The following is a 24174-nucleotide window of genomic DNA, read 5'->3' as shown; positions in this document are numbered from 1 at the left end:
GCGATCGAACACAGGTAACCTGACACGTCGATCCGGTCATCCGGACCGATTCATGCATATGACCGCCCCTTGGAGAGGAGCTTCGTGCCCGCGCAGTCGGTTCCGTACAGCGGTGATCGAGCAGAGCCGCCGAGCGGAGGAACGGCGGAGCCGCAGGTGCTTCGGCCCGCCACGCCGCCGGCGACCACCCTGCGCGCGGCGGCGGAGCTGACGGGCGCGCGGCCCGCGGAATTCGCAGCGGCTCTCGAGGACATCCAGGTCACCGGCATCGAGCAGCGCTCGAACGCGGTGCTGCCGGGTGACCTGTTCGCCGGTCTGGCCGGAGCCCACGCGCACGGCGCGCGTTTCGCCCACGACGCGGTCGAGCGTGGCGCGGTCGCGGTGTTCACCGATCCGGCGGGCGCGGAACTGATCGGCGAGATCGCCGTCCCGGTGCTCGTGCACGACGCGCCGCGCACGGTGCTCGGCGAGTTGTCCTCGGCCCTTTACGGTGATCCGTCTCGCAAACTCCGCATCGTCGGTATCACCGGTACGTCCGGCAAGACGACCACGTCGTATCTGGTGGAGGCCGGGCTCGCCGCGGCCGGGCTGCGCACCGCCCTCATCGGCACCATCGAGACCCACATCGGCGGCGTCCGGGTGCCCTCGGCGCTCACCACGCCCGAGGCTCCGCAGCTGCACGCCATGTTCGCGCTCATGGTCGAGCGGGGTGTGGACGCGGTGGTCATGGAGGTCTCCAGTCATGCCCTGGCGCTGGGCCGGGTGGACGGGGTGAGCTTCGCGGTCGGCGCGTTCACCAACCTGTCCCAGGACCACCTCGACTTCCACGCCGATTTCGAGGACTATTTCGCCGCCAAGCGCCGCCTGTTCATTCCGGACGGCCCGGACTCGGCCGCTACCGCGTGCCCGTCGGTGGCGGCGCGCACGGCCGTGATCTGCGTCGACGACAAGTGGGGCCGGCGCCTGGCAGATGACGTATCCGACTGTCTCGCAGCCGGATCCGGTGATACCACCGGCCGCCTGCGCACGGTGGCGACCCGGCCGGGCGTGCCCGCGGACTGGACCGCCGGCGCGGCCACCGCCGGACTCGGCGGCACCCAGGAGTTCACCGCTTCGGGGCCGGGTGTCAATGTGGATGTGCGGCTGCGGCTTCCGGGTGCGTACAACATCGCCAATGGAATCCTGGCCGTCGCGGTGTGCGCGGCGGCCGGGGTCGAGGCGGAGGCTGCCGCTGCGGCGCTCGGCACGGTCGATGTGCCGGGCCGCATGCAGCGGGTGGATAAGGGTCAGGAGTTTCTGGCCGTGGTCGATTACGCGCACAAGCCCGCCGCGATCGAATCGGTCGTGGCGACCCTGCGCACGTGGTTGGCCGAACAGGGGGAGGGCCGTCTGGCCGTAGTGGTGGGTGCGGGCGGTGATCGCGATGCCGGCAAGCGGCCCCTGATGGGTGCGGCGGCGGCGCGCGGCAGCGACCTGGCCATCATTACCGACGACAATCCGCGCAGCGAGGACCCGGCCGCCATCCGCGCCGCGGTGCTCGCCGGTGCCATACAGGTACCGGTCGCGGAACGCGGTGAGGTCCGGGAGGTTGGGGACCGGGCGGTCGCGATCAAGACCGCCGTCGACTGGGCGCAGCCCGGCGACGTGGTGCTGGTCGCGGGCAAGGGACATGAGACAGGGCAGGAGATTTCAGGCGTGAAGCATCCGTTCGACGACCGCGAGGTACTCGCGGCCGCCCTGTCGGAAAAGACGAGGGACCTGACGCTTTCATGATCGAGATGACTTTGCGGGAGATCGCGGAGGTCGTCGGCGGCACGCTGCACGACGCCCCCGATCCCGAGGCGAAGGTCACCGGCTCGGCCGAATTCGATTCGCGCCGTATCGGTTCCGGTGACCTGTTCCTGGCGCTGCCCGGTGAGCGCGCCGACGGCCACGACTTCGCGGCGCAGGCCGTCGCGCGGGGCGCGGTCGCGGTGCTGGCCGCCCGGCCCGTCGGGGTGCCCGCCATCGTGGTGACGCCCCGTCCCGGGAACACGCGCGCCATCGCGCTGGCCCACGACACCGACGGTTCCGGCGCGGCGGTGCTGGACGCGCTGGGCGCGCTGGCCCGCGCCAGCGTGGACCGTCTGGTCGAGGCCGGGAACCTGACGGTGGTCGGCGTGACCGGCTCCGCGGGCAAGACCTCCACCAAGGATCTGCTGGCGGCGGTGCTCGCGCCGCTGGGACCCGTTGTGGCCCCGCCCGGTTCGTTCAACAACGAGCTCGGCCACCCGTGGACCGCGCTGCGCGCCGACGCCGGCACCCGCTTCCTGGTGCTCGAGCTGTCCGCCCGCGGACCCGGGCACATCAAGGCGCTCACCGAGATCGCCCCGCCGGGTGTGGGTGTCGTGCTCAATGTCGGCACCGCGCACCTGGGCGAGTTCGGCAGCCGCGAGGTGATCGCGCAGACCAAGGGTGAGCTCGTCGAGGCTCTGCCGGCCTCCGGGCTGGCGGTGCTGAACGCCGACGACCACTTGGTCGCGAAGATGGCCGATCGGACCGCCGCCCGCGTGGTGACCGTCGGTCAGGCCGCCACCGCCGACGTCCGCGCCTCCGACGTGGCCCTCGACGAGCAGGCCCGCGCCCGATTCACCCTGCACGCCAACGGCGAATCGATCGAGGTCCAGCTGGCCGTGCACGGTGAGCACCAGGTCGGCAATGCGCTGTCCGCGGCCGCCGTCGCCCTGGACCAGGGCGCGGACCTCGCGACCGTCGCGCGGGCGCTGTCCGGCGCGACCGCCGTCTCGGCGCACCGCATGGATGTGCGGACCCGTGCCGACGGCGTCACCGTCGTCAACGACTCCTACAACGCCAACCCGGATTCGGTGCGCGCCGCGCTCAAGGCGCTGGTCACCATGTCCAAGGCCGGGACCGAGCCGCGTCCCAGCTGGGCGATACTCGGCGAAATGGCGGAGCTGGGCGAGGAATCCGTCCTCGAGCACGACAAGATCGGCCGTCTGGTGGTGCGCCTGGATGTGGATCGCCTGGTCGTGGTCGGCCAGGGCCGCCCCGTGCGGGCCCTGTTCCAGGGCGCGGTGCAGGAGGGCTCCTGGGGCGAGGAGGCCATCCACGTGCCGGACATCGACGCGGCGATCGCCCTGCTCGACGAGGAATTGGAGCCGGGTGCGGTGGTGCTGGTGAAGGGTTCGAACTCCGCGGGCCTGTGGACGGTCGCCGACCATCTGATCGGTGCGGATCAGGAGGCCGCGCGATGACCCAGATCCTCTTGTCGGCGGCGATCGCGCTGACCGTCTCCATCCTGCTGACCCCGGTGGTGATCCGCTACTTCGCCAAACAGGGCTTCGGACAGGAGATCCGGGTCGACGGCCCGGAGAGCCACAAGGCCAAGCGCGGCACCCCCACCATGGGCGGCGTCGCCATCATGATCGGCATGTGGGCCGGCTACCTCGGCTCGCACCTGATCTCCATGACCTACGGCGAGCCGGGCCCCTCGGCCTCGGGCCTGCTGGTCATGGGCCTGGCCACCGCGCTGGGCTTCGTCGGCTTCACCGACGACCTGATCAAGCTGCGCAAGCAGCGCAACCTGGGCCTGACCGCGGCCGGCAAGTACATCGGCCAGCTCACCGCGGCCGTCGTGTTCGGCGTCCTGGCCCTGCAGTTCAAGAACATTCACGGCCTGACCCCCGGCGACAAGCGCCTGTCCTACACGCGCGACATCAATACGCTGTCGATGAGCGTGGTGGTCTTCCTGGCATTCGTCTGCCTGCTGGTGGTGGCCTGGTCCAACGCGGTGAACCTGACCGACGGTCTCGACGGCCTGGCCGCCGGCTCGATGAGCCTGGTGCTGGGCGCGTACATGATCATCACCTTCTGGCAGTGGCGTAACTCGTGCTCCGCGCACGCGGTCGCGGGCTGCTACCAGGTTCGGGATCCGCTCGATCTGGCCCTGGTCTGCGCCGCGGGCGGCGCGGCCTGTATCGGCTTCCTATGGTGGAATGCCGCGCCCGCCAAGATCTTCATGGGCGACACCGGCTCGCTGATGCTGGGCGGTCTGCTCGCGGGCCTTTCCATCACCACCCGCACCGAGCTGCTGATGGTCGTCATCGGCGCGCTGTTCGTGGCCGAGGCCGCGTCGGTGGTGCTGCAGGTGGCGGTCTTCCGCGCCACGCGCAATCGCCTGTTCAAGATGGCACCGTTCCATCACCACTTCGAGCTGAGCGGGTGGGCCGAGACCTCGGTCATCATCCGGTTCTGGTTGCTGGCCGGTATGGCCTCGGCGATCGGACTGGGCCTGTTCTACAGCGAATACCTCTCTGCGGCAGGGTGAGTGAGCAATGTCCGAACATTCTCCGAGGGTCCTGCGATCGCCGGGGCCCATGCTCGAATTCCTGCGTGGCCGTGATGTGCTGGTCGCCGGTTGGGGCGTCTCCGGACGCTCGCTGATCGAGCCGCTGCAGGACATCGGCGCGCGCCCGGTGGTCACCGACAGCGGTGAGAAGGCGCTCACCGAGGCCGCCGAACTGGGCCTGGGCACCGCCACCAGTGCCGACCTGCTCAAACCCGATGCGCTGCAACGCTTCGCGCTGGTGATCACCAGCCCGGGCTGGCGGCCGGACTCCCCGGTGCTGGTCTCGGCCGTCACCGAGGGCATTCCGGTGTGGGGCGATGTCGAGTTCGCCTGGTGGGTCGACCAGGCCCGCATCTACGGCCCGGTCCGCAAGTGGCTGGTGGTGACCGGTACCAACGGCAAGACCACCACCACCCAGATGACGCACTCGATCCTGCGCGCCGCCGGGATTCCCTCGGTGGCCTGCGGCAATATCGGCCTGCCCATCCTGGACGCGCTGCGCCGCACCCCGGGCCCGCAGATCCTGGCGGTGGAACTGTCCTCGTTCCAGCTGCACTGGGCGCCGTCGGTGCGCCCGGAGGCCGGCGTGGTGCTGAACGTGGCCGAGGATCACCTGGATTGGCACGGCGGCCTGGACGCCTACGCCGCCGCCAAGGCGCGCGCGCTGACCGGACGGGTCGGCGTGGTCGGCCTGGACGACGCCGTCGCCGCGGCGCTGGCGCGAAAGTCCAAGGCGCGCCGCACCGTCGGCTTCCGCATCGGCGTCCCCGCCGACGGCGAGCTGGGCGTGGTGGACGGCAAGCTGCTCGACCGCGCCTTCACCAAGGCCGCCATCCTGGCCGAGGTCGGCGACATCAGCCCGCAGGGCCCGGCCGGTGTGGCCGACGCCCTGGCCGCCGCCGCCCTGACCCGATCCATCGACGTGGCACCGCAGTTCGTGAAGGAGGGCCTGCAGGAGCACAAGGTCGGCCCGCACCGGGCGGCCTTCGTGCGGGAGCTGTCCGGCGTGGAGTTCGTCGACGACTCCAAGGCCACCAACCCGCACGCCGCGCGCTCCTCGATCCTGGCCCACCCCAGCGTGATCTGGGTGGCCGGCGGTCAGCTCAAGGGCGCCAGCGTCGAGGACCTCATCGAGGAATGCCGCGAGCATCTCGTCGCGGCCGTGCTGTTCGGCCAGGACGCGCCGGCGATCGCGGCCGCACTCGCGCGACACGCGCCCGATGTGCCGGTCGTGGAGCTGAATTCGGGGGACGATGCTCGGATGGGTGACCCCTTCACCGAGATCGAGCCCGAAGCGGTGATGGCACGCGCGGTGCGCGTGGCGGCCGGCTTCGCCCACCGCGGCGATACCGTGCTGCTGGCCCCGGCCGCGGCGTCCCTGGACATGTTCGCCGACTACACGCACCGCGGCCGCAGCTTCGCCGCCGCCGTGCAGGCCCTGGACGAGAAGGACATCGGGAGAACCGAATGACGACGGCGACGCCGCGGCGGGCCGGGAACCAGACCCAGCGACCGAGAATCGGATGGTTCGGGGCCTGGCTGGCCCGCCCGCTGGCGTCGTTCCATCTCGTGGTGGCGATCGCGGTGCTGCTCACCGTGCTCGGCCTGGTCATGGTGCTCTCGGCGTCCAGCGTGGAGTCCTACGCCGACGGCGGCTCGGCCTACCGGCTGTTCATCCAGCAGGCGGTGCTGGCCGTCTTCGGCGCGGTGCTGTTCTATATCGCGTTGCGGGTTCCGATGCGGGTGATGCGCCGGCTGTCGTTCCCGGTCTTCGCGCTGTCAGTGGTGCTGCTGGTGCTGGTGCTCATCCCCGGCATCGGCAGCGAGGTGCAGGGTTCGCGGCGCTGGTTCGACCTCGGCGTGGTGTCGGTGCAGCCCTCGGAGGTCGTGAAAGTCACTCTGGTGGTGTGGGGTTCGCACCTGCTGGCCTCCCGGCAGACCGAGAAGGCCGGGTACAAGGACATTCTCATGCCGCTGGTGCCGGCGGGCCTGCTGGTGTGCTTCCTGGTCGTGCTGGAACCCAACTTGTCCACCACCATCGCGCTCGGCATCGTGCTGACCTCGCTGCTGTGGTTCGGCGGGCTGCCGCTGCGCATGTTCGTGACGATCGCGGTCTCGGGTGGCGTGGCGGCGGCGATCCTGGCGCTCTCGGCCGGCTACCGGTCCGACCGCATGCGTGCCTTCTTCAGCCCGGGCGACGACCCGCAGGGCATCGGCTACCAGGCCCGGCAGGCCATGTACTCGCTGGCCGACGGCGGCATCTGGGGTCGTGGCCTGGGTCAGTCCCGGGCCAAGTGGAGCTATCTGCCCAACGCGCACAACGACTTCATCTTCGCCATCATCGGCGAGGAACTCGGGTTCCTCGGATGTGCGCTGGTGCTCGGGCTTTTCGCACTCTTCGTCTACGCCGGGTTGCGGATCGCGACCCGCTCGGTGGATCCGTTCATCCGGCTGCTCACCGCCTCGGCCACCACCTGGATCACCTGTCAGGCGCTGATCAATGTCGGCTATGTCGTCGGTTTGCTGCCGGTGACCGGCCTGCAGCTGCCGCTGGTGTCGGCGGGTGGTTCCTCGCTCGCCATCACGCTGCTCATGTTCGGCATCATCGCCAATGCCGCCCGGCACGAGCCCGAGGCGGTGGCGGCCCTGCACGCGGGCCAGGACGGCCGCTTCAGCCGGCTGCTGCGCCTGCCGAAACCCGAGCTGTACTCGCCCGCGCGGGCGCAGGCCTCCCGGGCTCGCACCAAGGCCAAGGCCAAGGTGAAGTCCGCCCCGCAGCGGCGCGCGCTACCCTCGGGTCGGAGCCGGGGCGGCTCGGAGTCGTCGGCGCGGCGGTCGATAGATTCGGATTCGGCCCGGCGCAGCAGCCGCTCCACGGAGTCGTGGCGCAGCACCCGGGCCTGGGAGCCCAACTATCCGATGAAACACGCGAGGGAACGGGGTAATTCGAGGTGACAGTGGAGCGGCCGGACAGCGATGTGGGAACCGCCGAGGCTCACACCGACCTACCCGACCATCTGCAACGCGTGCACATGATCGGCATCGGTGGTGCCGGTATGTCCGGGATCGCCCGAATTCTCCTGTCACGTGGCGGCATGGTCTCCGGCTCCGACGCCAAGGAGAGCCGCGGCGTGCTGGCCCTGCGGGCGCGCGGCGCGCAGGTGCGCATCGGCCACGACGCCGGCGCCCTGGATCTGCTGCCCGGCGGGCCCACCGCGGTGGTGACCACCTACGCCGCCATTCCCAAGACCAATCCCGAGCTGGTGGAGGCGCATCGGCGCGGCGTGCCGGTGCTGCTGCGCCCGGCCGTGCTGGCCTCGCTCATGCAGCGCCACAAGACGCTGCTGGTGTCGGGCACGCACGGCAAGACCTCGACCACCTCCATGCTGGTGGTGGCTCTGCAGCACTGCGGGTACGACCCGTCCTTCGCCGTCGGCGGCGAGCTCAACGAGGCCGGCACCAATGCCCACCACGGCACCGGCGGCATCTTCGTGGCCGAGGCCGACGAGAGCGACGGGTCGCTGCTGCAGTACGCGCCCGACGTCGCGGTGGTCACCAATATCGAGTCCGACCACCTGGACTACTTCGGTACGGACGAGGCCTACGTCCAGGTCTTCGACGACTTCGTGGACCGGCTCGAACCCGGCGGCCGCCTGGTGGTGTGCGTGGACGATCCGGGTTCGCTGGGCCTGGCGCAGCGGTCGGTGGCCCGGCTGGCCGAGGATCCGCGCGGCATCCAGGTGATCGGTTACGGCTCCGGCGATTTCGCCGCGTCCGGGGTCCCGGTCGGCGCGCAGCTGCTGTCCTGGGAGCCGCGCGATGTCGGCGGCGTGGCCGTCTTCCAGCTCGCCGACGAGCATGCCCCGCGCACCCTGCGCCTGTCGGTGCCCGGCCGGCACATGGCCCTCAATGCGCTGGGCGCGCTGCTGGCCGCCCGCGCGACCGGCGCCGACATGGGCGAGATCATCCAGGGCCTGGAGGGTTTCGGCGGCGTGCACCGCCGCTTCCAGCTCACCGGACGCGAGAACGGCGTGCGCGTCTTCGACGACTACGCCCACCACCCGACCGAGGTGCGCGCGGTGCTCTCCGCCGCCGCCGAACTGGTCGCGCAGGAGGCGCGTGACGGCGCGCGCTCGCGGCCGGGCCGGGTGATCGTGGTGTTCCAGCCCCACTTGTACAGCCGCACCGCCACTTTCGCGACCGAGTTCGGCGCGGCGCTGTCGCTGGCCGACGAGGTGGTGGTGCTCGATGTGTACGGCGCGCGTGAGGAACCGCTGCCGGGTGTGAACGGCGCGCTGGTGGCCAACGCGGTCACCAAACCCGTGCACTACCAGCCGGATATGTCCCGGGTCGGCAAGCAGGTGGGCGCGCTGGCGCGGCCCGGTGACGTGGTGATCACCATGGGCGCGGGTGATGTGACCATGCTGGGCAGCCAGATTCTGGACGGGCTGCGCGCACGACCCTCACACGGACGGTGAGCCACCGTGGGCTCGGGTGGGGGAGCGGCGGATCGGCCGGATCAGGCCGCCGGCGATAGCTACGACGCGGACGATTACGACACCGAATCCGCTGCGGCAGCGGACAACAGCGCCGAATCCGCGGGCGAGAGCGCGGCGGCCCGGCGGGCCCGGCTGCGCCGTGGGCGGGTCCGCCGCGAATCGCGGATCGTGATGGCGTGGCAGTCGCGCTGGGTGCGGTGGGGCGCCCTGGCCGGGGTCGTGGTGCTGATCGCGTTCGGACTGGTCGCCTGGTTCACGCCACTGCTGTCGGTGCGCACGGTGCAGGTGGAGGGGCTGAGTGCCGTTCCGGAACAACAGGTTCAGGACGCGCTAGAGGTACCGGACGGTCTGTCCATGATGCGGCTGGACACCAATGCCATGGCCGAACGGGTCTCGCGGCTGCCCAAGGTCCGTTCCGTGCGCGTGCAGCGGGTGTTCCCGTCCACGGTCCGGGTGACGGTGGTGGAGCGCACCCCCGTGCTGTACTTCGACAGTCCCGACGGTGCCCATCTGCTCGATTGCGACAGCGTGGAATTCGCGATCGAGCCGCCGGGACCGGGGGTACCCAAACTGGTGACCGATCATCCGGGCGGATCGGACCCGGTGACCGAGGCCGCGGTGGTGGTCATGGCAGCGATTCCGGTTCCGCTGCGCGACGAGGTCGGCGTGGGAGCGGTTGTGGCCCGCTCGGTTTCGGATATTGCCCTGGAGTTGCGTGATGGCCGGACCGTGCTCTGGGGTGGAACCGCGGACTCCGCGCGCAAGGCCGCGGTGGTCGGACCCCTGCTTTCCCAGCCGGGCAAGGTATTCGATGTTTCGAGTCCGAATCTGGTCACGGTAAAGTGAGCGATACCCATTGGGCTGCCGAAATTTTCGGTGGTTTGCCGGAAGGGCACCGTCGGTTCCGATCCAGGACCGGAGGGCAACCGTCCACGATACGATGCTCGGGTGGGTCGGACGAGTCGAATCACACAAGATTCTGATGCTCGGTTCGGCGCGCCTGCGCCCGTAACGCGGTGGCTGCGAATACCGTTCGGCACCAGTCGGATACTTGACATAACGCTGAACCTATGGTTGAGGGTTTATCGGACCGAGACCATAGTGCCGGTATTTTGCGAGTAGCCGAAGACGACAAGCTGTTTCAGATCGAAGGAAGGCGAGAGCCCATGACGCCCCCGCACAACTACCTTGCTGTGATCAAGGTCGTCGGTATCGGCGGCGGCGGCGTGAACGCCGTCAACCGGATGATCGAACAGGGACTCAAGGGAGTCGAGTTCATCGCCGTCAACACCGACGCGCAGGCGTTGTTGATGTCGGATGCGGACGTGAAGCTCGATGTCGGCCGGGAACTCACCCGCGGTCTGGGCGCCGGCGCCGATCCGGAGGTGGGCCGCAAGGCTGCCGAGGATCACAAGGACGAGATCGAGGAAGTCCTCAAGGGCGCCGACATGGTCTTCGTGACCGCCGGCGAGGGTGGCGGCACCGGCACCGGCGGCGCGCCGGTCGTGGCCTCCATCGCGCGCAAGCTCGGCGCGCTCACCATCGGTGTTGTGACGCGGCCGTTCTCGTTCGAGGGCAAGCGCCGCAGCAACCAGGCCGAGGCCGGCATCCAGGCCCTGCGCGAGTCCTGCGACACCCTCATCGTCATTCCGAACGACCGGCTGCTGCAGCTCGGCGACGCGGCCGTGAGCCTGATGGACGCCTTCCGCTCCGCGGACGAGGTGCTGCTCAACGGTGTTCAGGGCATCACCGACCTGATCACCACCCCGGGTCTGATCAATGTCGACTTCGCCGACGTCAAGTCGGTCATGTCCGGTGCGGGCTCGGCCCTCATGGGCATCGGCTCGGCCCGCGGCGAGGGCCGGTCGGTGAAGGCCGCTGAGGCAGCGATCAATTCGCCACTGCTGGAAGCCTCCATGGACGGCGCGCACGGCGTGCTGCTGTCCATCGCGGGCGGCTCCGACCTCGGCCTGTTCGAGATCAACGAGGCCGCCTCGCTGGTGCAGGAGGCCGCGCACATCGAGGCCAACATCATCTTCGGTACGGTCATCGACGATTCCCTCGGCGATGAGGTCCGCGTCACCGTGATCGCCGCCGGCTTCGACGGCAGCGGCCCCTCCCGGCGTATCGAGCCCGCGGTCAGCCGGTTCACCAATACCAGCGGCACCGCGAGCGCCAGCGCCGGAAGCGTCGGCCGCTCACACGAATACACCTCGGCCCGCACCTCCGAGCCCGCTCCCGCGCCGCGCCCCGAGCCCGCGCCGGCCCCGCCGCCGCAGCCGGTCGCCGAGCGCGGCCCGGCCCCGTCCTACAGCGCGCCCCGGCCGGCCGTCGACCCGACGGTCGCGAGCAATACTCGCGGCCACATCCAGCCCCCGGACGCCGATGACGACGACGTCGACGTCCCCTCCTTCATGCGCCGCTGACGTTGCGCCGCTGACGGATTCATCCATCGCGCCCGCTCCGGCTCCGGAGCGGGCGCGATGTCGTTCCCGGGCGGTGGTGTCGTTCCGGGCGCGGAGCTGGGTTCGGGGTTGCCCGCCGGTGACTACTACCCTCGAAGGCATGACAGCAGCGGCACGGGTATTTCGGACCAGACGGGTTGTGACGACGCGGGCGGGCGGGTTCTCGGCCGCGCCGTACGACTCGTTCAACCTGGGCGATCACGTGGGTGATGATCCGGAGGCGGTGCGGCGCAATCGGGTTCGGCTCGCGGAGAACATCGGGCTCGCGCCGGACCACCTGGTGTGGATGGAGCAGATCCACGGGCGGAACGTGGAGATCGTGGACGGGCCGCGGACCGAGCCGGTGCCCGCCACCGATGCGCTGGTGACCACCCGGCGCGATCTCGCGCTGGTGGTGCTGACCGCCGACTGCGTGCCGATCCTGCTGTCCGACGACGAGGCCGGCGTCATCGCCGCCGTGCACGCGGGGCGGATCGGGGCCCGGATCGGGATCGTGCCGCGAGTGCTGGAGGCCATGATGTCGGTGGGCGCGCAGCCCGAGCGCATCGGCGCGTTCCTCGGCCCGGCGGCCAGCGGTCGCCAGTACGAGGTGCCCGCCGCCATGCGCGCCGATGTCGAGGCGCATCTGCCCGGCAGCGCGACCACCACGGCCAAGGGCACGCCCGGCCTGGATCTGCGCGCGGGCATCCGCCGGCAACTGGAGGCGGCCGGCGTGGGCGCGGTCGCGGTGGATCCGCGGTGCACCATCGAGGACCGGACGCTGTTCTCGCACCGCCGCGACGCGCCGACCGGCCGACTCGCCGGTGTGATTTGGATGTCATCCGAGGGAGTTTCAGAATGACCGAAAGCTTCACCGCCGCAGAGGGATCCGATGCGGCGCAGGTCACGTCCGGAGGTGGTCGCGCCGGCGAGCTCGCCACCGCCCTGTCGGCACTCATCGAGCGAATCGACGCAGCGTGCGCGGCCGCGGGCCGGGCACCGGGTTCGGTGCGCCTGCTGCCGGTCACCAAGTTCTTCCCCGCCTCGGATATCGAGATCCTCTATGGATTGGGCTGCCGCGAGTTCGGCGAGTCCCGTGAGCAGGAGGCGGCGGACAAGGTGGCGCAGCTGCGACACCTGTCCCAGATACGCTGGGACTTCATCGGACGCCTGCAGCGGAACAAGGCGAAATCCGTTGCACGCTGGGCCGATACGGTCTACTCGGTGGACAGCGACCGGCTCGCGAGCGCCCTCGACGCCGCCGCGGAGGCCGCACTGGACGACGGATCCCGCACCACCCCCTTGCGTGTGCTGCTCCAGGTGTCCCTGGACGCGGACCCGTCCCGCGGCGGCGCCCGCGACGCGGCCCTGCACGCGCTCGCCGATCAGGTCGCCGCGTCGCGATCCCTGCAGCTCGCAGGCCTGATGGCCATCCCGCCACTGGACGTGGAACCGGATGCCGCCTTCGAGCAACTGGCCCGCATCCACGCCGCATTAACGACTGTCCACCCCGATGCGAAAGAACTGTCGGCGGGCATGTCCGGCGACTTGGAGTCGGCCATCCGCCATGGATCCACCTGCGTGCGTGTCGGTACAGCCCTGATGGGCGCGCGACCGATAACCTCGGCGTAGCAAAGAAACCTCACCAGTCACATTCGAAACATATGCTTGGTGGCAGACGAGGACTGAGCAGGACAACACCCCAGGCCAACCGGGGCCGAAGGAAGGTCGACCAGATGAGCACGCTGCACAAGTTCAAGGCGTACTTCGGGATGGTTCCGCTCGAGGATTACGAAGACGATTACGTCGACGACCGCGGAGCCGCCCGGAGCGCCGATGAGCGTGGCCAGCGTCGTCCCCGGCCCTACGCCGAACGCGAGCGTGATTACGACCGATACGGCGAGGACCGCTACGACGACGAGCCCGCCTACGAGCCGTCCTACAAGGCGCCCTACAAGCCCGGGTACAGCGTGTCCCGCCGGGACGACTACGCCGACGATCACCGCGAGCGCGACCACCGCGACCGCTACGACGCCGACGACCGTTACGACGCGCCCCGTCGTCCCACCCGCATCGACACGGCCCCGTCCAGCCGCACCCGTGCCATGGGCGGCAGCGCGCCCTCGGTGCGCGGCAGCACCCGCGGCGCGCTCGCGATGGATACCGATGCGGAGCGGCGCATCGAGGAGCTGCGGGAGCAGGAGCGCCGGATCGAGGCGGCCCGCCGTCCCCAGATCTTCGAGGACGGAGGCACCTTGTCCAAGATCACCACGTTGCGCCCGCGCACCTACGCGGAGGCCGCCATCATCGGTGAGCGCTTCCGTGACGGCACCCCGGTGATCATGGACCTGGTCGAGATGAGCAACTCCGACGCCCGCCGCCTGGTGGACTTCGCCGCGGGTCTGGCCTTCGCCCTGCGTGGTTCGTTCGACAAGGTCGCCACCAAGGTGTTCCTGCTCTCACCGGCGGACGTGGACGTCTCCGCCGAGGAGCGCCGCCGGATCGCGGAAAACGGCTTCTACAACCAGAAGTGACGAGCTGCCGCAGCCGCGAGTACGCGGAGGCGGCAGCCGGGGCTCGACCGTTGCGCCAAAACTGAACGGCGGCAACGAATTGCGTTCGTCAACGGGGGTTGCGAAATAGTCGCGGGGGATTCGTGGGGGAGTCTTGCGCCCGAGTTGTCGGGTATCGCACGCTCATTCAGATGGGCATGTCATGAATCACATGCCTGGACTTGCGCCCTCGAGTCGTCAGCTTGCTGCGGTTCGCTCAGTGTTCGCGGCCCGCCTCGGCCTGGACTGCGCTCCGCCTCCCCGCGCTTGGAGCGGAGGAGCGAAGCGGGGGAGCGTAGGAGGGAAGGCCGAGGTAACAGGGCCGCGAACCCGCCCGGAGCGAAGCGGAGGGCAATCGGGCCCAGCCGAGGTGACAGGGCCGCGAACCCGCCCGGAGCGAAGCGGAGGGCGATCGGGCCCAGTGTTTCTATTTTGCCGATCATGGAATCTAGGGCACAGTGGTGCGGTGGCCCTGTTCCAGGTGTTGAACCTACTGCTGTTCCTCTTCTGGCTGCTGCTGATCAGCCGAGTCATCGTCGAGTTCATCCGCAGCTTCGCGCGAGACTGGCGGCCGACGGGCTTCGTGGTGATCATCCTGGAGGTGATCTTCACGGTCACCGACCCTCCGGTGAAACTTCTGAGGCGTTTGATACCCCCAGTGAATCTTGGGGGAATTCGGCTCGATCTGTCGATTATGGTCCTGCTATTCATCGTGTTCATCTTGATGACGATCACGGGCCAGGCAGGGCAGTCGATAGCTCAGGTGTGACAGAATGGCCGGAAAGAAAGCTTGCCCAGATCTACCGCTAGATCTCCATACGAAGCGTGAAGGGATCGTTCCATGCCGCTGACCCCCGCCGATGTTCATAACGTCGCGTTCAGCAAACCGCCGATCGGGAAGCGCGGCTACAACGAGGATGAAGTCGATGCCTTCCTCGATCTGGTCGAGCAGGAGCTCTCACGCCTCATCGAGGAGAACGCTGATCTTCGCCAGCGAGTTGCCGAGTTGGATGCGGAACTGGCTGACGCCAAGAAGAATCGGGGCCCCGCGGTTCAGCCGGTGAAGGCGCCCGTCGCGCCGGAGCCCATCAAGGCCGCTCCGCCGCCGCCCCCGGCCCCCATGCCGGCTCCGGTCCCGGTGGCCGCCGTCAAGCAGGAAGCGCCCTCCGCGGACGCGAATCTGCAGGCCGCCAAGGTGCTTTCGCTGGCCCAGGAGATGGCCGACCGCCTCACCTCCGATGCCAAGACCGAGGCCGAGCAGCTGCTGGCCAACGCCCGGGCCAACTCCGAGCGCCTGGTCAGCGACGCGCGTACGCGTTCCGAGGCGATGATCGCCGATGCCCGCCAGAAGGCCGAGGCCATGCTGTCCGACGCGCAGACCCGCTCGGATTCCCAGCTGCGCCAGGCGAAGGAGAAGGCCGACGCCCTGCAGGCCGACGCCGAGCGCAAGCACACCGAGATCATGGCCACCATCACCCAGCAGCGCAGCGTGCTGGAGAGCCGGATCGAGCAGCTCAAGACCTTCGAGCGCGAATACCGTGTGCGCCTGAAGTCCTACCTGGAATCGCAGCTGGAGGAGCTGGAGAACCGTGGTTCGGCGGTCCCGGTCGACGGCGGCGAGTTCGGCCAGGATGCGTCCGGCAACGGCGCACTTCTCAAGGGCAGCAAGTAAAGTCGTAGATACGGCCAGCGATGCCAGGTCGCGCGGGACGAACTCCCGGGTGGCGCGGTATCGCCGCCAACCTTTCGAGTCCTCCGGTAGCCATCGCTATCGAAGCCCAACGAGGGGGTGGTGCACTTGCTCGTGGTGACGCTCGCGCTCGCAGCCGTGGGTTTCGGCCTGCTGGTGACCGCACTGACCACCGGTTCGGTGATCTGGGCATGGGGCTGCATCATCGTGTGCGTGATAGGCGCGGTGCTGCTGCTCGTCAGTGCGTTGTCGCTGCGGACCGATGACGAGGACACCTCGTCACGGCCGGGCGGAAGACATGCGAAGCACTAGCGGGGCGGGTCCGCGGAATATCCGCTGGACCGGCCCCGCTAGACTGTAGAGAGCTTTACGGCGTTGATCCGGCCATCACCGGGGAGCTTTCGGAAGAACGGCGGGGTGTCTGCGTTCAGCAGTGAACGACAGGGCCTCGCTCACTAGAACCGAACGGGTGAGCCCGTCACAGCTCACAATGAGAGGCTCGGTCCTGCAAGGGTTTTCGTGATCCTGGACCGGGCAAGCGGGGTGGTACCGCGGTTACGGCGCACCGAGCGCCGGCATCGTCCCCGTGCCCACAGTGCTGGCACGAGGAGCTGAGAGGCCGCGATGGCGGACGAGACCACCACCCGAAGCGCATATCCGCGCGTTGACCTGAGCCGGACCTCCGGTCAGGTGTCGTTCCCCGAGCTGGAGCAGCGGGTCCTGGACTACTGGGCCGCCGACGACACCTTCCGTGCCAGCATCGAGAACCGTTCCGATGCAGAGGAATTCGTCTTCTACGACGGCCCGCCCTTCGCCAATGGGTTGCCGCACTATGGCCATCTGCTCACCGGATACGTCAAGGATTTGATCCCGCGATTCCAAACCATGCGCGGGAAGAAGGTGGAACGACGATTCGGTTGGGATACTCACGGCCTCCCCGCGGAAATCGAAGCGGAGAAGCAGCTCGGTATCACGGACAAATCACAGATCGATGCCATGGGTCTCGCGGAATTCAATGCCGCGTGCAAATCCTCGGTACTTCGCTACACGAACGAGTGGCGTAACTATGTGACACGCCAGGCCCGGTGGGTCGACTTCGACAACGACTACAAAACCCTCGACCTCGACTTCATGGAATCGGTCATGTGGGCGTTCAAGTCGCTGTACGACAAGGGCCTGATCTATCAGGGCTTCCGGGTGCTGCCCTACAGCTGGTACGAGCAGACCCCGCTGTCCAATCAGGAGGCGCGGCTCGACGACTCCTACCGGATGCGCCAGGATCCGGCGGTCACCGTCGACATGGTGCTGCGGGTTCCCGCCGAGCACCCACTGCACGCCCTGGACGGCGCCAACGCCCTCATCTGGACCACCACGCCGTGGACGCTGCCGTCCAACCTGGCGATCGCGGTGCACCCGGACATCACCTACGCCCACGTCCAGGGCAAGGACGGCAAGCGGTACGTGCTTGCCGCCGAGCGGGTCTCGCACTACGCGCGCGAGCTGGGCGAGGAACCGACTGTGCTGTCCGAGTATTCGGGCGCGGCGCTGGAGGGTCTGCACTACCTGCCGCCCTTCGACTTCTTCCTCGGTCACCCCAACGCGCACCGGGTGCTCAACGCCGACTACGTGACCACCGACTCCGGTACCGGCGTGGTGCATCTGGCGCCCGCGTTCGGTGAGGAGGACATGGATGTGGCCGCCGCCAATGGAATCGAGGTCGTGCAGCCCCTCGACGCGGGCGGCAAGTTCACCTCCATGGTGCCGCCCTACGAGGGCCTCATGGTCTTCGACGCCAACCCGGTCATCATCAAGGACCTCAAGGCCGCCGGAAAGCTGTTGCGGCACGAGACCATCGAGCACTCCTACCCGCACAGCTGGCGCTCGGGCCAGCCGCTGATCTACATGGCGGTGCCGTCCTGGTTCGTGGCGGTCACCACCTTCCGCGACCGCATGGTGGAACTCAACAAGGAGATCACCTGGGTTCCCGAGCACATCCGCGACGGCCAGTTCGGCAAGTGGCTGCAGAACGCGCACGACTGGAACATCAGCCGCAACCGCTACTGGGGTGCGCCCATCCCGGTGTGGATCTCCGACGACCCGGCCTACCCGCGCGTGGACGTGTACGGCTCGCTGGATCAGCTGGAGCAGGACTTCGGCGTGCGGCCGAGCGACCTGCACCGGCCCGGCATCGACGAGCTGGTGCGCCCGAATCCCGATGACCCGACCGGGAAGTCGATGATGCGGCGCACGCCCGAGGTGCTGGACTGCTGGTTCGAGTCCGGCTCCATGCCGTACGCGCAGGTGCACTACCCGTTCGAGAACAAGGAGTGGTTCGAGGGCACCCCCGGCGCTGCCGCGCACAGCCCGGGCGACTTCATCGTCGAGTACAACGGCCAGACTCGCGGCTGGTTCTACAACCTGCACATCCTGTCCACCGCGCTGTTCGATCGCCCGGCCTTCAAATCGGTGGTGGCGCACGGCATCGTGCTCGGCGACGACGGCCTCAAGATGTCCAAGTCAAAGGGCAACTACCCGGACGTCAACGAGGTCTTCGACCGCGACGGCTCCGATGCCATGCGGTGGTTCCTCATGGCGTCCCCGGTGCTGCGCGGCGGCAACCTCATCGTCACCGAGCGCGGTATCCGCGAGGGCGTCGGCCAGGCCCTGCGCCCGCTCTGGAACGCGTGGACCTTCCTGCAGCTCTACGCCTCCAAGCCGGGTACCTGGCGCACGGACTCGCCGAATGTGCTGGACCGCTACATCCTGGCCAAGCTGGCGCAGACCCGCGACGTCATGACCGACGCCCTCGAGATCTACGACATCGCGACGGCCTGCGACGAGCTGCGCACCTTCGCCGACGCGCTCACCAATTGGTATGTGCGCCGGTCGCGTTCGCGCTTCTGGGAAGAGGACCGCGACGCCATCGACACCCTGCACACGGTGCTCGAGGTGACCACCCGGCTCGCGGCGCCGCTGCTGCCGCTGCTGACCGAGGTGATCTGGCGCGGCCTCACCGGCGAGCGCTCGGTGCACCTGGCCGACTGGCCGAGCGACACCGACCTGCCGCACGATGCCGAACTGGTGTCGGCCATGGACGAGGTCCGCACGGTCTGCTCCACGGTGCTGAGCCTGCGCAAGGCTCAGAACCTGCGCGTGCGCCTGCCGCTCTCGGAGGTCACCGTGGCCGCCGCCGACGCGGAACGCCTGCGGCCCTTCGTGGATCTGATCGCCGACGAGGTGAACGTCAAGAAGGTCGACCTCACCACCGATGTGGCCGCGCACGGCCGCTTCGAGCTCGTGGTGAACGCCCGCGCCGCCGGACCGCGCCTGGGCAAGGAGGTCCAGACGGTCATCAAGGCCGTCAAGGCGGGGGAGTGGAGCGAGGCCGCCGACGGCACCGTGTCCGCCGCCGGCATCGCCCTGCTGCCGGAGGAGTACACCCAGCGCCTGGTCGCCGCCGAACCCGAATCCACCGCCGCCCTGCCCGGCAATATCGGTCTGGTGGTGCTGAATTCGGCGGTCACCGAGGAGCTGGAGGCCGAGGGCTGGGCCCGCGACCTCATCCGCGATCTGCAGGAGACCCGCAAGTCCCTGGGCCTGGATGTCTCCGACCGCATCACGGTCGTGCTGGACGTCCCGGCCGAGCGCCTGGGCTGGGCGGAGACCCACCGCGAGCTGATCGCGGGCGAAATCCTCGCCACCACACTGTCTCTCGGTGAGGTGGGTGCGGATGCCCCCGAGGTCGTCGGCGGCGTGAAGGTCTCGATCGTCAAGGCGTAGCCACGTCCGATCGTTGCCGAAGAGGCGAGGGGCGGAACCGAACCGGTTCCGCCCCTTCCTTTTTGGTGTCTGCATCGGTGTGTCCGATGATCGATGCTTCGGGCCTCATCCGTGGCGAGGTCAGTTGCAGAAGCTGCCCCGCGATGCCTTCGGTACCGCGCTGCGCATGATCATTGCTCTGGGCGAGGAGCCGCGTCCTGACGGCGTGAAGACGCTGGCAGGCGGCGACTGTGACCGGTGGATCCGGTTCGGGCGGTACCGAATCGTCTACAGCATTGACGACGACGCCACTGTGGTCACCGTCTTCATGGTGGCCAAGCGATCGGATGCCTATCGGCAGACAGCCGTGTAGCTGTCAGCAAACTTCTAGCGCCTTCCCTGGATCCGGGCGGGCGCTCTCGTGCCTTCTGTGTCCAAACGTCTGAACGGGTGGCTCTACGGTCAGCGACGGGGCTTGAGACACGCGGCCCAAGTTCTCTTGTGACTCATGTTGCGCGTGCGCTACAACAGCTATTAGTCAGCTAATTGTCTTGCTCGAGATGTTGCTGCGGTATCGCCGATGAAGGGGCACGCATATGGCTCGAAGGCAGGTTCACCGTTTCGCATCATTCGTCACGACGACCTCGGCCCTGGTGCTGAGCGCCGCGCTCTGGGCGGGCCTGGCGCACGCCGACACCGGCTCGGCGTCGGGGTCCGCCTCCGGCAGTGCCAGCGGGTCGGGCTCGGGCAGCGCGAGCGGTTCCGCGCAGCTGCCGGTGGCCAGTCCGCGGGCCATGGTCGCGCTCGCGCTCGCGACCACTCAGATCGGCAAGCCCTATCGCTGGGGTGGCACCGGTCCGGACGCCTGGGACTGCTCGGGCCTGGTGCAGTGGGCTTTTCGCAGCGTAGGCATCGATATGCCGCGTACCACTTGGCAGCAGGCCGACGCCGGGCTCGAGGTGCCCGTCGGCGCCATGCAGGAGGGTGACGTCGTCATTCTCAATGACGACGCCTCCCACGTAGGCATCTACGCGGGAGGCGGCAATGTGCTGAACGCGTACGACTGGGGTGTGCCCGTCGGCCTGACTCCGCTGAGTCAGTTCGACATCTACACCATTCGCCGCTTCTACTGAATCGTCTTACTCGACAACCAGTTCCACGGGGATGTTGCCGCGGGTGGCCTTGGAGTAGGGGCACACCTGGTGGGCGGCCTCGACCAGCTCGCGGCCCTTGTCGTTCTGCAGCTCCTCGGGCAGCTCGACGCGCAGCACCACGGAGATGCCGAAACCGGTCTCCTCGTCCTTGTTCAGGCTGACGTCGGCGGTCACCGAGGTGTCGCCCAGCTCGATGCCCTGGTTGCGGGCGACCACCTGCAGCGCGCCGGCGAAGCAGGCCGAATAACCCACCGCGAACAGCTGCTCCGGGTTGGTGCCGTCACCGCTGCCGCCGGCCTCCTTGGGCTGGGCCAGCTTCAGGTCGAGGTAACCGTCGGAGCTGACCGAGCGGCCCTCGCGGCCGACGGAGGTAGCGGACGAGGTGAAGAGCTTAGCCATTTCGAATCTCCCTAGACAGACTTGTCTGTTCAGACGCGACTCAGGGTAGACAGACCTGTCTGCTATCGTCAATACCGAAGCCCGATGAGGGGAAGGAGTGCAGGTCAGCCATGAGTGAAGCCCGTGATCGCCTGCTGGACACCGCGACCCGGCTGTTCTATGCCGAGGGCATCCACACCGTCGGCATCGACCGCATCATCGCCGAGGCGGGCATCGCGAAGGCCACCTTCTACCGGCACTTCAAGACCAAGGAAGACCTGGTCGTCGCCTACCTGGTGCGCGAATACGGCCGTCAGCGCGAGGTATTGGAGGCCATTCCCGGCGCCGGCACCGACTCCATCGTCGGCATCTTCGAGCGGCTGGGCGAGCTCAGCTGCGGACCGGGCTTCCGGGGCTGCCCGTTTCTCAATGCGGCCGTGGAGTTCCCGAATCCGGAGCATGCCGTGCGCAAGGTCGTCGACGACTATCGCGGCTGGTTCCGGGATCTGATGGCCGACCGGCTGCGCGCCGCGGGGCACACCGACATCGACGATGCCGCCCGGGCGCTGCTGCTGACCCGCGACGGCGTGGCCGTCAGCGGGGGTATGGGAGACAACGAGACGGTCCGGGTGGGCATCCGGACCGCCTTGTCGCAGTTGGGTATTCGATAGACCGGCCTCAGACGCCGACCGCCTCCTCCATCTCCTCCTCGGCCGCCATCGCGGTCTCGGCGGACGGGGCCTGCCCGACGGGCTCGGGGGCGGCGTGGCGTGGCGCGGATTGCGCTGCGGCCTGCCGCTTTTCGGTCAGGCCCGCCACGATCATGAGCAGCACGCCCGCCGCCAGCCAGAGCGCCAGGCTCGCCATCCGGCCACCCAGTCCGGTGCTGTCGAAGTAGAGCAGGCTGCGTGCGCCCTCGACGAAGCCCGCGCCGTTCCAGAAGTGGTGCAGCGTGCCGAAGAAGTCGTTCTGCAGCCACGGGCTGTAGACGCCGCCGGAGCTGGTGAAGTTCAGCATGACGAACAGCACCATCAGCGCCAGCGTGGTCCAGCGCTTCAGGAAGGTGTGCAGGCCGATGCCGATGGTCAGGACTCCCGCGGAGTACAGCCACGACATGCCCCAGATCGCGCCCAGGTCGTGGTCGACCACGTGGAAGACCGGGCCGGCGAGGGCCAGGCCGATCAGGCTCACCAGCAGCGAGGTGACCAGGCCGATCGCGCCGCGCAGCCACATGGACAGGCCCGCGCCCGCCGCGCCGATGGCGGCGACGCTGCCGTAGGAGCCGATGCTCAGGGCGACCAGCAGGAAGAAGATGCCCTGCGCGGTGGGGTCGCCGGAGCTGGGGGTGGTGACGTCGGTGACGGTCAGCGGCGCGTTCTGCAGCCCGGCGACCTGGCCGAAGACGGCCTCGGCGGCCATGGCGGTGGTGTCGGATCCGGCCTTGGCGACCAGCAGTTCGGGCTTGTCGGTGTCGGGGACGTACGCGCCGGCCAGGTCGCGGTGGCGCAGCTGGCTCACCGCGTCGTCGCGGGTCGGCACGGTGATCACGTCGAGGGCATTGCCGCCCTTGTCCTTCAGGGTCTGCGCGAGCACCTTGACCTGCGGGCTGTCGCCGACGATGGCCACCGCCAGGTGGTTGGGCTCGGGCTGATGGAACGCGCCCAGGTACGCCAGCCCCATGCCGAGGCACATGAGCAGCGGGGTGAGCAGGTGCACGGCGACATGCCGGATCTGATGCGAGGCCATGGGTTCTTCTCCAATAGTTGGTAAATACAACCAATCGAGGTTGTAGTCTACAACTATGAAGAGCGCTGACGCATTCCCCGGCCGATCCGATGCGATCGAGGTCATACAGCGTGAGCTGACGGCCTTCGCCCGGCGCGCCCGCGGGCGCGCCGCCGAACTGCATCCGGGGCTGTCGCTGGTGGCCTCCAGCATTCTCGACCTGGTGATCGAGCGGAACGGGTGCCTGGCCTCGGATCTGGCCGGGCACTTTCGCCTCGACAAGTCCACGGTCAGCCGCCAGGTGGCCGCGCTCGAACGCGACGGCTACCTGGCCCGCGAGGTCGACCCGGCCAACCGCCGCAACCTGGTGCTGCACGCCACCGCCGAGGGCAAACGGGTGGCCCGCGCCGCGGCGCGCAACCGCAGCGCCGCGTTCAGCAAACGGTTCGCCGACTGGGACGACGCGGATGTCGAGCGGCTCGCGGCCTATCTCGTGCGCTACAACGCCGTCGACGAGGGCTAGCGGCTTCGCCGGAAAGACGCCAGGGCCGGAACCCGCCGCGGCTCAATCCGTTTCGGGCAGCTCCAGGCCCTTGGCCAGCACCGGCCACGAGGCGCGCAGCGCGTCCTGCCAGTAGCCCCACGAGTGTGTGCCCGGCTTGGCGATATCGAAGGTCGCGGGAATGTCCAACTGGTGCAGGCGGGTCTTCAGATTGCGGGCGCACCAGTCGCTGGCCGCCTCCAGGATGCCGCCGACCAGGATCTGCTGCGGCAGACCGCCGTCCGCCGGACCGAGGCTGCGCACATCGGCCACATTGTCGTGGCGGCCGGGCAGGCCGGAGCCATTGGAGACATAGATCCCCAGGCCGCGCAACGCCTCGGCATGCACGTAGGGGTCGTTGGCGGCCCACTCCGGATCGTCCATCGGCCCGTACATGTTCACCGGATTGCCGCCGCCTATGGAGACCACCAGGTCGGTGAACTTCTGGCCGACCGGATCACTGATCTGGGCGCACCCGCTGTAGGCGGCGACGGCCCGGTACAGGCCGGGCGCGGCGATCGGAAGCTGCAGTACCGAGGTGCCCGACATGGACATGCCCGCGATGGCGTGAATTCCATTGGTGGCCAGGGCCGCGTCGACCAGCGGGGGTAACTCCTCGGTGAGGAAGGTCTTCCACATGGGCTGGCCCAGCCGGGGATCGGGGCTGCGCCAGTCGGTGTAGTAGGTGAACGCGCCGCCGATCGGCATCACCACGTTCACATTCTTGTCCATGAAGAACTGGGTGGAATCGGTATTGCGCTTCCAGGTCGCCGTGTCCTGGCCGCCGCCCGCGCCATTGAGCAGATACAGCACCGGGCGCGGCTCGGAGGTGTCGGCGGGACGCTGCACCTCGACCGTGATGTCGGAGTTCATCGCCGCCGAGTGCACGTGCAGCGTCAGGTTGCGGGAGTCGTGCACCTCGAAGGAGGTGATGGCGGAGCCGTCGTCGGACACCGCGGTGCCCGCGAGGCTCGCCGTGCTGGTTATCGGGTCGGGTGGGGCACCGAAGGCCGGACCAGCGGGTACGACCATGGTGAACGTAGTGACAAGAGAACAACTTGCCGCCGCGAGCAGTGCCGCCCGG

Annotated in this window: 22 protein-coding genes; 19 read left to right on the top strand and 3 right to left on the bottom strand. The window is 68.7% G+C overall.

The window, feature by feature from the left end:
• The first annotated feature begins 156 nt into the window (after positions 1–156).
• The 17 genes from ABZV44_RS29355 (at position 157) to ABZV44_RS29275 (ending at position 20425) form a co-directional block, all read left to right on the top strand.
• On the top strand, positions 157–1773 hold the full coding sequence (locus ABZV44_RS29355) for a UDP-N-acetylmuramoyl-L-alanyl-D-glutamate--2,6-diaminopimelate ligase (protein ID WP_354843029.1): 1617 nt from the start codon (positions 157–159) through the stop codon (positions 1771–1773).
• The gene (murF, locus tag ABZV44_RS29350) at positions 1770–3254 is read left to right on the top strand and encodes a UDP-N-acetylmuramoyl-tripeptide--D-alanyl-D-alanine ligase (protein WP_354843027.1); all 1485 of its coding nucleotides are present in this window, start codon (positions 1770–1772) and stop codon (positions 3252–3254) included. Before ABZV44_RS29355 ends, murF begins: the two co-directional genes overlap by 4 nt.
• A complete protein-coding gene (mraY, locus tag ABZV44_RS29345; protein ID WP_354843024.1) occupies positions 3251–4327 on the top strand; it encodes a phospho-N-acetylmuramoyl-pentapeptide-transferase in 1077 nt (358 codons plus the stop codon). Before murF ends, mraY begins: the two co-directional genes overlap by 4 nt.
• A gap of 49 nt (positions 4328–4376) precedes the next feature.
• Positions 4377–5819: a UDP-N-acetylmuramoyl-L-alanine--D-glutamate ligase gene (murD, locus tag ABZV44_RS29340; RefSeq protein ID WP_354843229.1), complete on the top strand. Its 1443-nt coding sequence runs from the start codon at positions 4377–4379 to the stop codon at positions 5817–5819.
• Positions 5816–7303, top strand: coding sequence for a putative lipid II flippase FtsW (gene ftsW, locus ABZV44_RS29335; protein ID WP_354843021.1), 1488 nt, complete (start codon positions 5816–5818; stop codon positions 7301–7303). Before murD ends, ftsW begins: the two co-directional genes overlap by 4 nt.
• Positions 7304–7380: 77 nt before the next feature.
• Positions 7381–8826 (top strand): UDP-N-acetylmuramate--L-alanine ligase, encoded by a 1446-nt coding sequence (gene murC, locus ABZV44_RS29330; RefSeq protein ID WP_354843226.1) that lies wholly within the window; start codon positions 7381–7383, stop codon positions 8824–8826.
• A 6-nt stretch (positions 8827–8832) separates the two neighbouring features.
• A complete protein-coding gene (locus tag ABZV44_RS29325) occupies positions 8833–9693 on the top strand; it encodes an FtsQ-type POTRA domain-containing protein (RefSeq protein WP_354843018.1) in 861 nt (286 codons plus the stop codon).
• 320 nt (positions 9694–10013) lie between these two features.
• Complete coding sequence (gene ftsZ / locus ABZV44_RS29320; RefSeq protein WP_354843015.1) at positions 10014–11273, top strand: cell division protein FtsZ; 1260 nt, start codon at positions 10014–10016, stop codon at positions 11271–11273.
• A 139-nt stretch (positions 11274–11412) separates the two neighbouring features.
• The gene (gene pgeF / locus ABZV44_RS29315; protein WP_354843012.1) at positions 11413–12153 is read left to right on the top strand and encodes a peptidoglycan editing factor PgeF; all 741 of its coding nucleotides are present in this window, start codon (positions 11413–11415) and stop codon (positions 12151–12153) included.
• On the top strand, positions 12150–12923 hold the full coding sequence (locus ABZV44_RS29310) for a YggS family pyridoxal phosphate-dependent enzyme (protein ID WP_354843009.1): 774 nt from the start codon (positions 12150–12152) through the stop codon (positions 12921–12923). The genes pgeF and ABZV44_RS29310 overlap by 4 nt, the downstream gene beginning before the upstream one ends.
• A gap of 104 nt (positions 12924–13027) precedes the next feature.
• Positions 13028–13825, top strand: a complete 798-nt coding sequence (gene sepF / locus ABZV44_RS29305) for a cell division protein SepF (RefSeq protein ID WP_354843006.1) — start codon at positions 13028–13030, stop codon at positions 13823–13825.
• Positions 13826–14309: 484 nt separating this feature from the next.
• Positions 14310–14612 carry a YggT family protein gene (locus ABZV44_RS29300; RefSeq protein ID WP_040856625.1) on the top strand — a complete coding sequence of 101 codons (303 nt, stop codon included), beginning with the start codon at positions 14310–14312 and terminating at the stop codon, positions 14610–14612.
• Positions 14613–14684: 72 nt separating this feature from the next.
• Positions 14685–15515, top strand: coding sequence for a DivIVA domain-containing protein (locus ABZV44_RS29295; RefSeq protein WP_354843003.1), 831 nt, complete (start codon positions 14685–14687; stop codon positions 15513–15515).
• Between the two features lie 126 nt (positions 15516–15641).
• The gene (locus tag ABZV44_RS29290; RefSeq protein WP_354843223.1) at positions 15642–15845 is read left to right on the top strand and encodes a hypothetical protein; all 204 of its coding nucleotides are present in this window, start codon (positions 15642–15644) and stop codon (positions 15843–15845) included.
• A gap of 312 nt (positions 15846–16157) precedes the next feature.
• Positions 16158–19313, top strand: a complete 3156-nt coding sequence (ileS, locus tag ABZV44_RS29285; RefSeq protein WP_354843000.1) for an isoleucine--tRNA ligase — start codon at positions 16158–16160, stop codon at positions 19311–19313.
• A 124-nt stretch (positions 19314–19437) separates the two neighbouring features.
• Positions 19438–19665 (top strand): type II toxin-antitoxin system RelE/ParE family toxin, encoded by a 228-nt coding sequence (locus ABZV44_RS29280; RefSeq protein WP_354842997.1) that lies wholly within the window; start codon positions 19438–19440, stop codon positions 19663–19665.
• A 223-nt stretch (positions 19666–19888) separates the two neighbouring features.
• Entirely contained in the window at positions 19889–20425 is a 537-nt protein-coding gene (locus ABZV44_RS29275) for an NlpC/P60 family protein (protein ID WP_354842994.1), read from the top strand.
• Positions 20426–20431: 6 nt separating this feature from the next.
• Here ABZV44_RS29275 and ABZV44_RS29270 read toward each other — a convergent pair whose 3' ends face one another.
• Positions 20432–20845: an organic hydroperoxide resistance protein gene (locus tag ABZV44_RS29270; protein WP_354842991.1), complete on the bottom strand. Its 414-nt coding sequence runs from the start codon at positions 20843–20845 to the stop codon at positions 20432–20434.
• 110 nt (positions 20846–20955) lie between these two features.
• On the opposite strand from ABZV44_RS29270, the gene ABZV44_RS29265 reads away from it, so the two are divergent.
• Complete coding sequence (locus ABZV44_RS29265) at positions 20956–21495, top strand: TetR/AcrR family transcriptional regulator (protein WP_354842988.1); 540 nt, start codon at positions 20956–20958, stop codon at positions 21493–21495.
• 7 nt (positions 21496–21502) lie between these two features.
• Here ABZV44_RS29265 and ABZV44_RS29260 read toward each other — a convergent pair whose 3' ends face one another.
• Positions 21503–22570, bottom strand: coding sequence for a hypothetical protein (locus tag ABZV44_RS29260; protein ID WP_354842985.1), 1068 nt, complete (start codon positions 22568–22570; stop codon positions 21503–21505).
• A gap of 55 nt (positions 22571–22625) precedes the next feature.
• On the opposite strand from ABZV44_RS29260, the gene ABZV44_RS29255 reads away from it, so the two are divergent.
• Positions 22626–23072 carry a MarR family transcriptional regulator gene (locus ABZV44_RS29255; protein WP_354842982.1) on the top strand — a complete coding sequence of 149 codons (447 nt, stop codon included), beginning with the start codon at positions 22626–22628 and terminating at the stop codon, positions 23070–23072.
• Positions 23073–23114: 42 nt separating this feature from the next.
• Here the strand turns inward: ABZV44_RS29255 and ABZV44_RS29250 are convergent, their stop codons facing one another.
• Positions 23115–24122, bottom strand: coding sequence for an alpha/beta hydrolase family protein (locus ABZV44_RS29250; protein ID WP_354842980.1), 1008 nt, complete (start codon positions 24120–24122; stop codon positions 23115–23117).
• Positions 24123–24174 lie beyond the last annotated feature (52 nt).

This window comes from Nocardia sp. NPDC004860, from assembly GCF_040609015.1.
In the GTDB taxonomy this organism is placed as follows: Bacteria; Actinomycetota; Actinomycetes; order Mycobacteriales; family Mycobacteriaceae; genus Nocardia.
Note: the sequence above shows the minus strand (reverse complement) of the source record. Positions and strands in the feature narration are given on the sequence as shown.

Coding starts and splice junctions, on each gene's coding strand:
- murF (WP_354843027.1), top strand. CDS start 1,770: ATGATCGAGATGACTTTGCGGGAGATCGCGGAGGTCGTCGGCGGCACG.
- mraY (WP_354843024.1), top strand. CDS start 3,251: ATGACCCAGATCCTCTTGTCGGCGGCGATCGCGCTGACCGTCTCCATC.
- murD (WP_354843229.1), top strand. CDS start 4,377: ATGCTCGAATTCCTGCGTGGCCGTGATGTGCTGGTCGCCGGTTGGGGC.
- ftsW (WP_354843021.1), top strand. CDS start 5,816: ATGACGACGGCGACGCCGCGGCGGGCCGGGAACCAGACCCAGCGACCG.
- murC (WP_354843226.1), top strand. CDS start 7,381: ATGATCGGCATCGGTGGTGCCGGTATGTCCGGGATCGCCCGAATTCTC.
- ftsZ (WP_354843015.1), top strand. CDS start 10,014: ATGACGCCCCCGCACAACTACCTTGCTGTGATCAAGGTCGTCGGTATC.
- pgeF (WP_354843012.1), top strand. CDS start 11,413: ATGACAGCAGCGGCACGGGTATTTCGGACCAGACGGGTTGTGACGACG.
- ABZV44_RS29310 (WP_354843009.1), top strand. CDS start 12,150: ATGACCGAAAGCTTCACCGCCGCAGAGGGATCCGATGCGGCGCAGGTC.
- sepF (WP_354843006.1), top strand. CDS start 13,028: ATGAGCACGCTGCACAAGTTCAAGGCGTACTTCGGGATGGTTCCGCTC.
- ABZV44_RS29295 (WP_354843003.1), top strand. CDS start 14,685: ATGCCGCTGACCCCCGCCGATGTTCATAACGTCGCGTTCAGCAAACCG.
- ileS (WP_354843000.1), top strand. CDS start 16,158: ATGGCGGACGAGACCACCACCCGAAGCGCATATCCGCGCGTTGACCTG.
- ABZV44_RS29275 (WP_354842994.1), top strand. CDS start 19,889: ATGGCTCGAAGGCAGGTTCACCGTTTCGCATCATTCGTCACGACGACC.
- ABZV44_RS29270 (WP_354842991.1), bottom strand. CDS start 20,845: ATGGCTAAGCTCTTCACCTCGTCCGCTACCTCCGTCGGCCGCGAGGGC.
- ABZV44_RS29265 (WP_354842988.1), top strand. CDS start 20,956: ATGAGTGAAGCCCGTGATCGCCTGCTGGACACCGCGACCCGGCTGTTC.
- ABZV44_RS29260 (WP_354842985.1), bottom strand. CDS start 22,570: ATGGCCTCGCATCAGATCCGGCATGTCGCCGTGCACCTGCTCACCCCG.
- ABZV44_RS29255 (WP_354842982.1), top strand. CDS start 22,626: ATGAAGAGCGCTGACGCATTCCCCGGCCGATCCGATGCGATCGAGGTC.
- ABZV44_RS29250 (WP_354842980.1), bottom strand. CDS start 24,122: ATGGTCGTACCCGCTGGTCCGGCCTTCGGTGCCCCACCCGACCCGATA.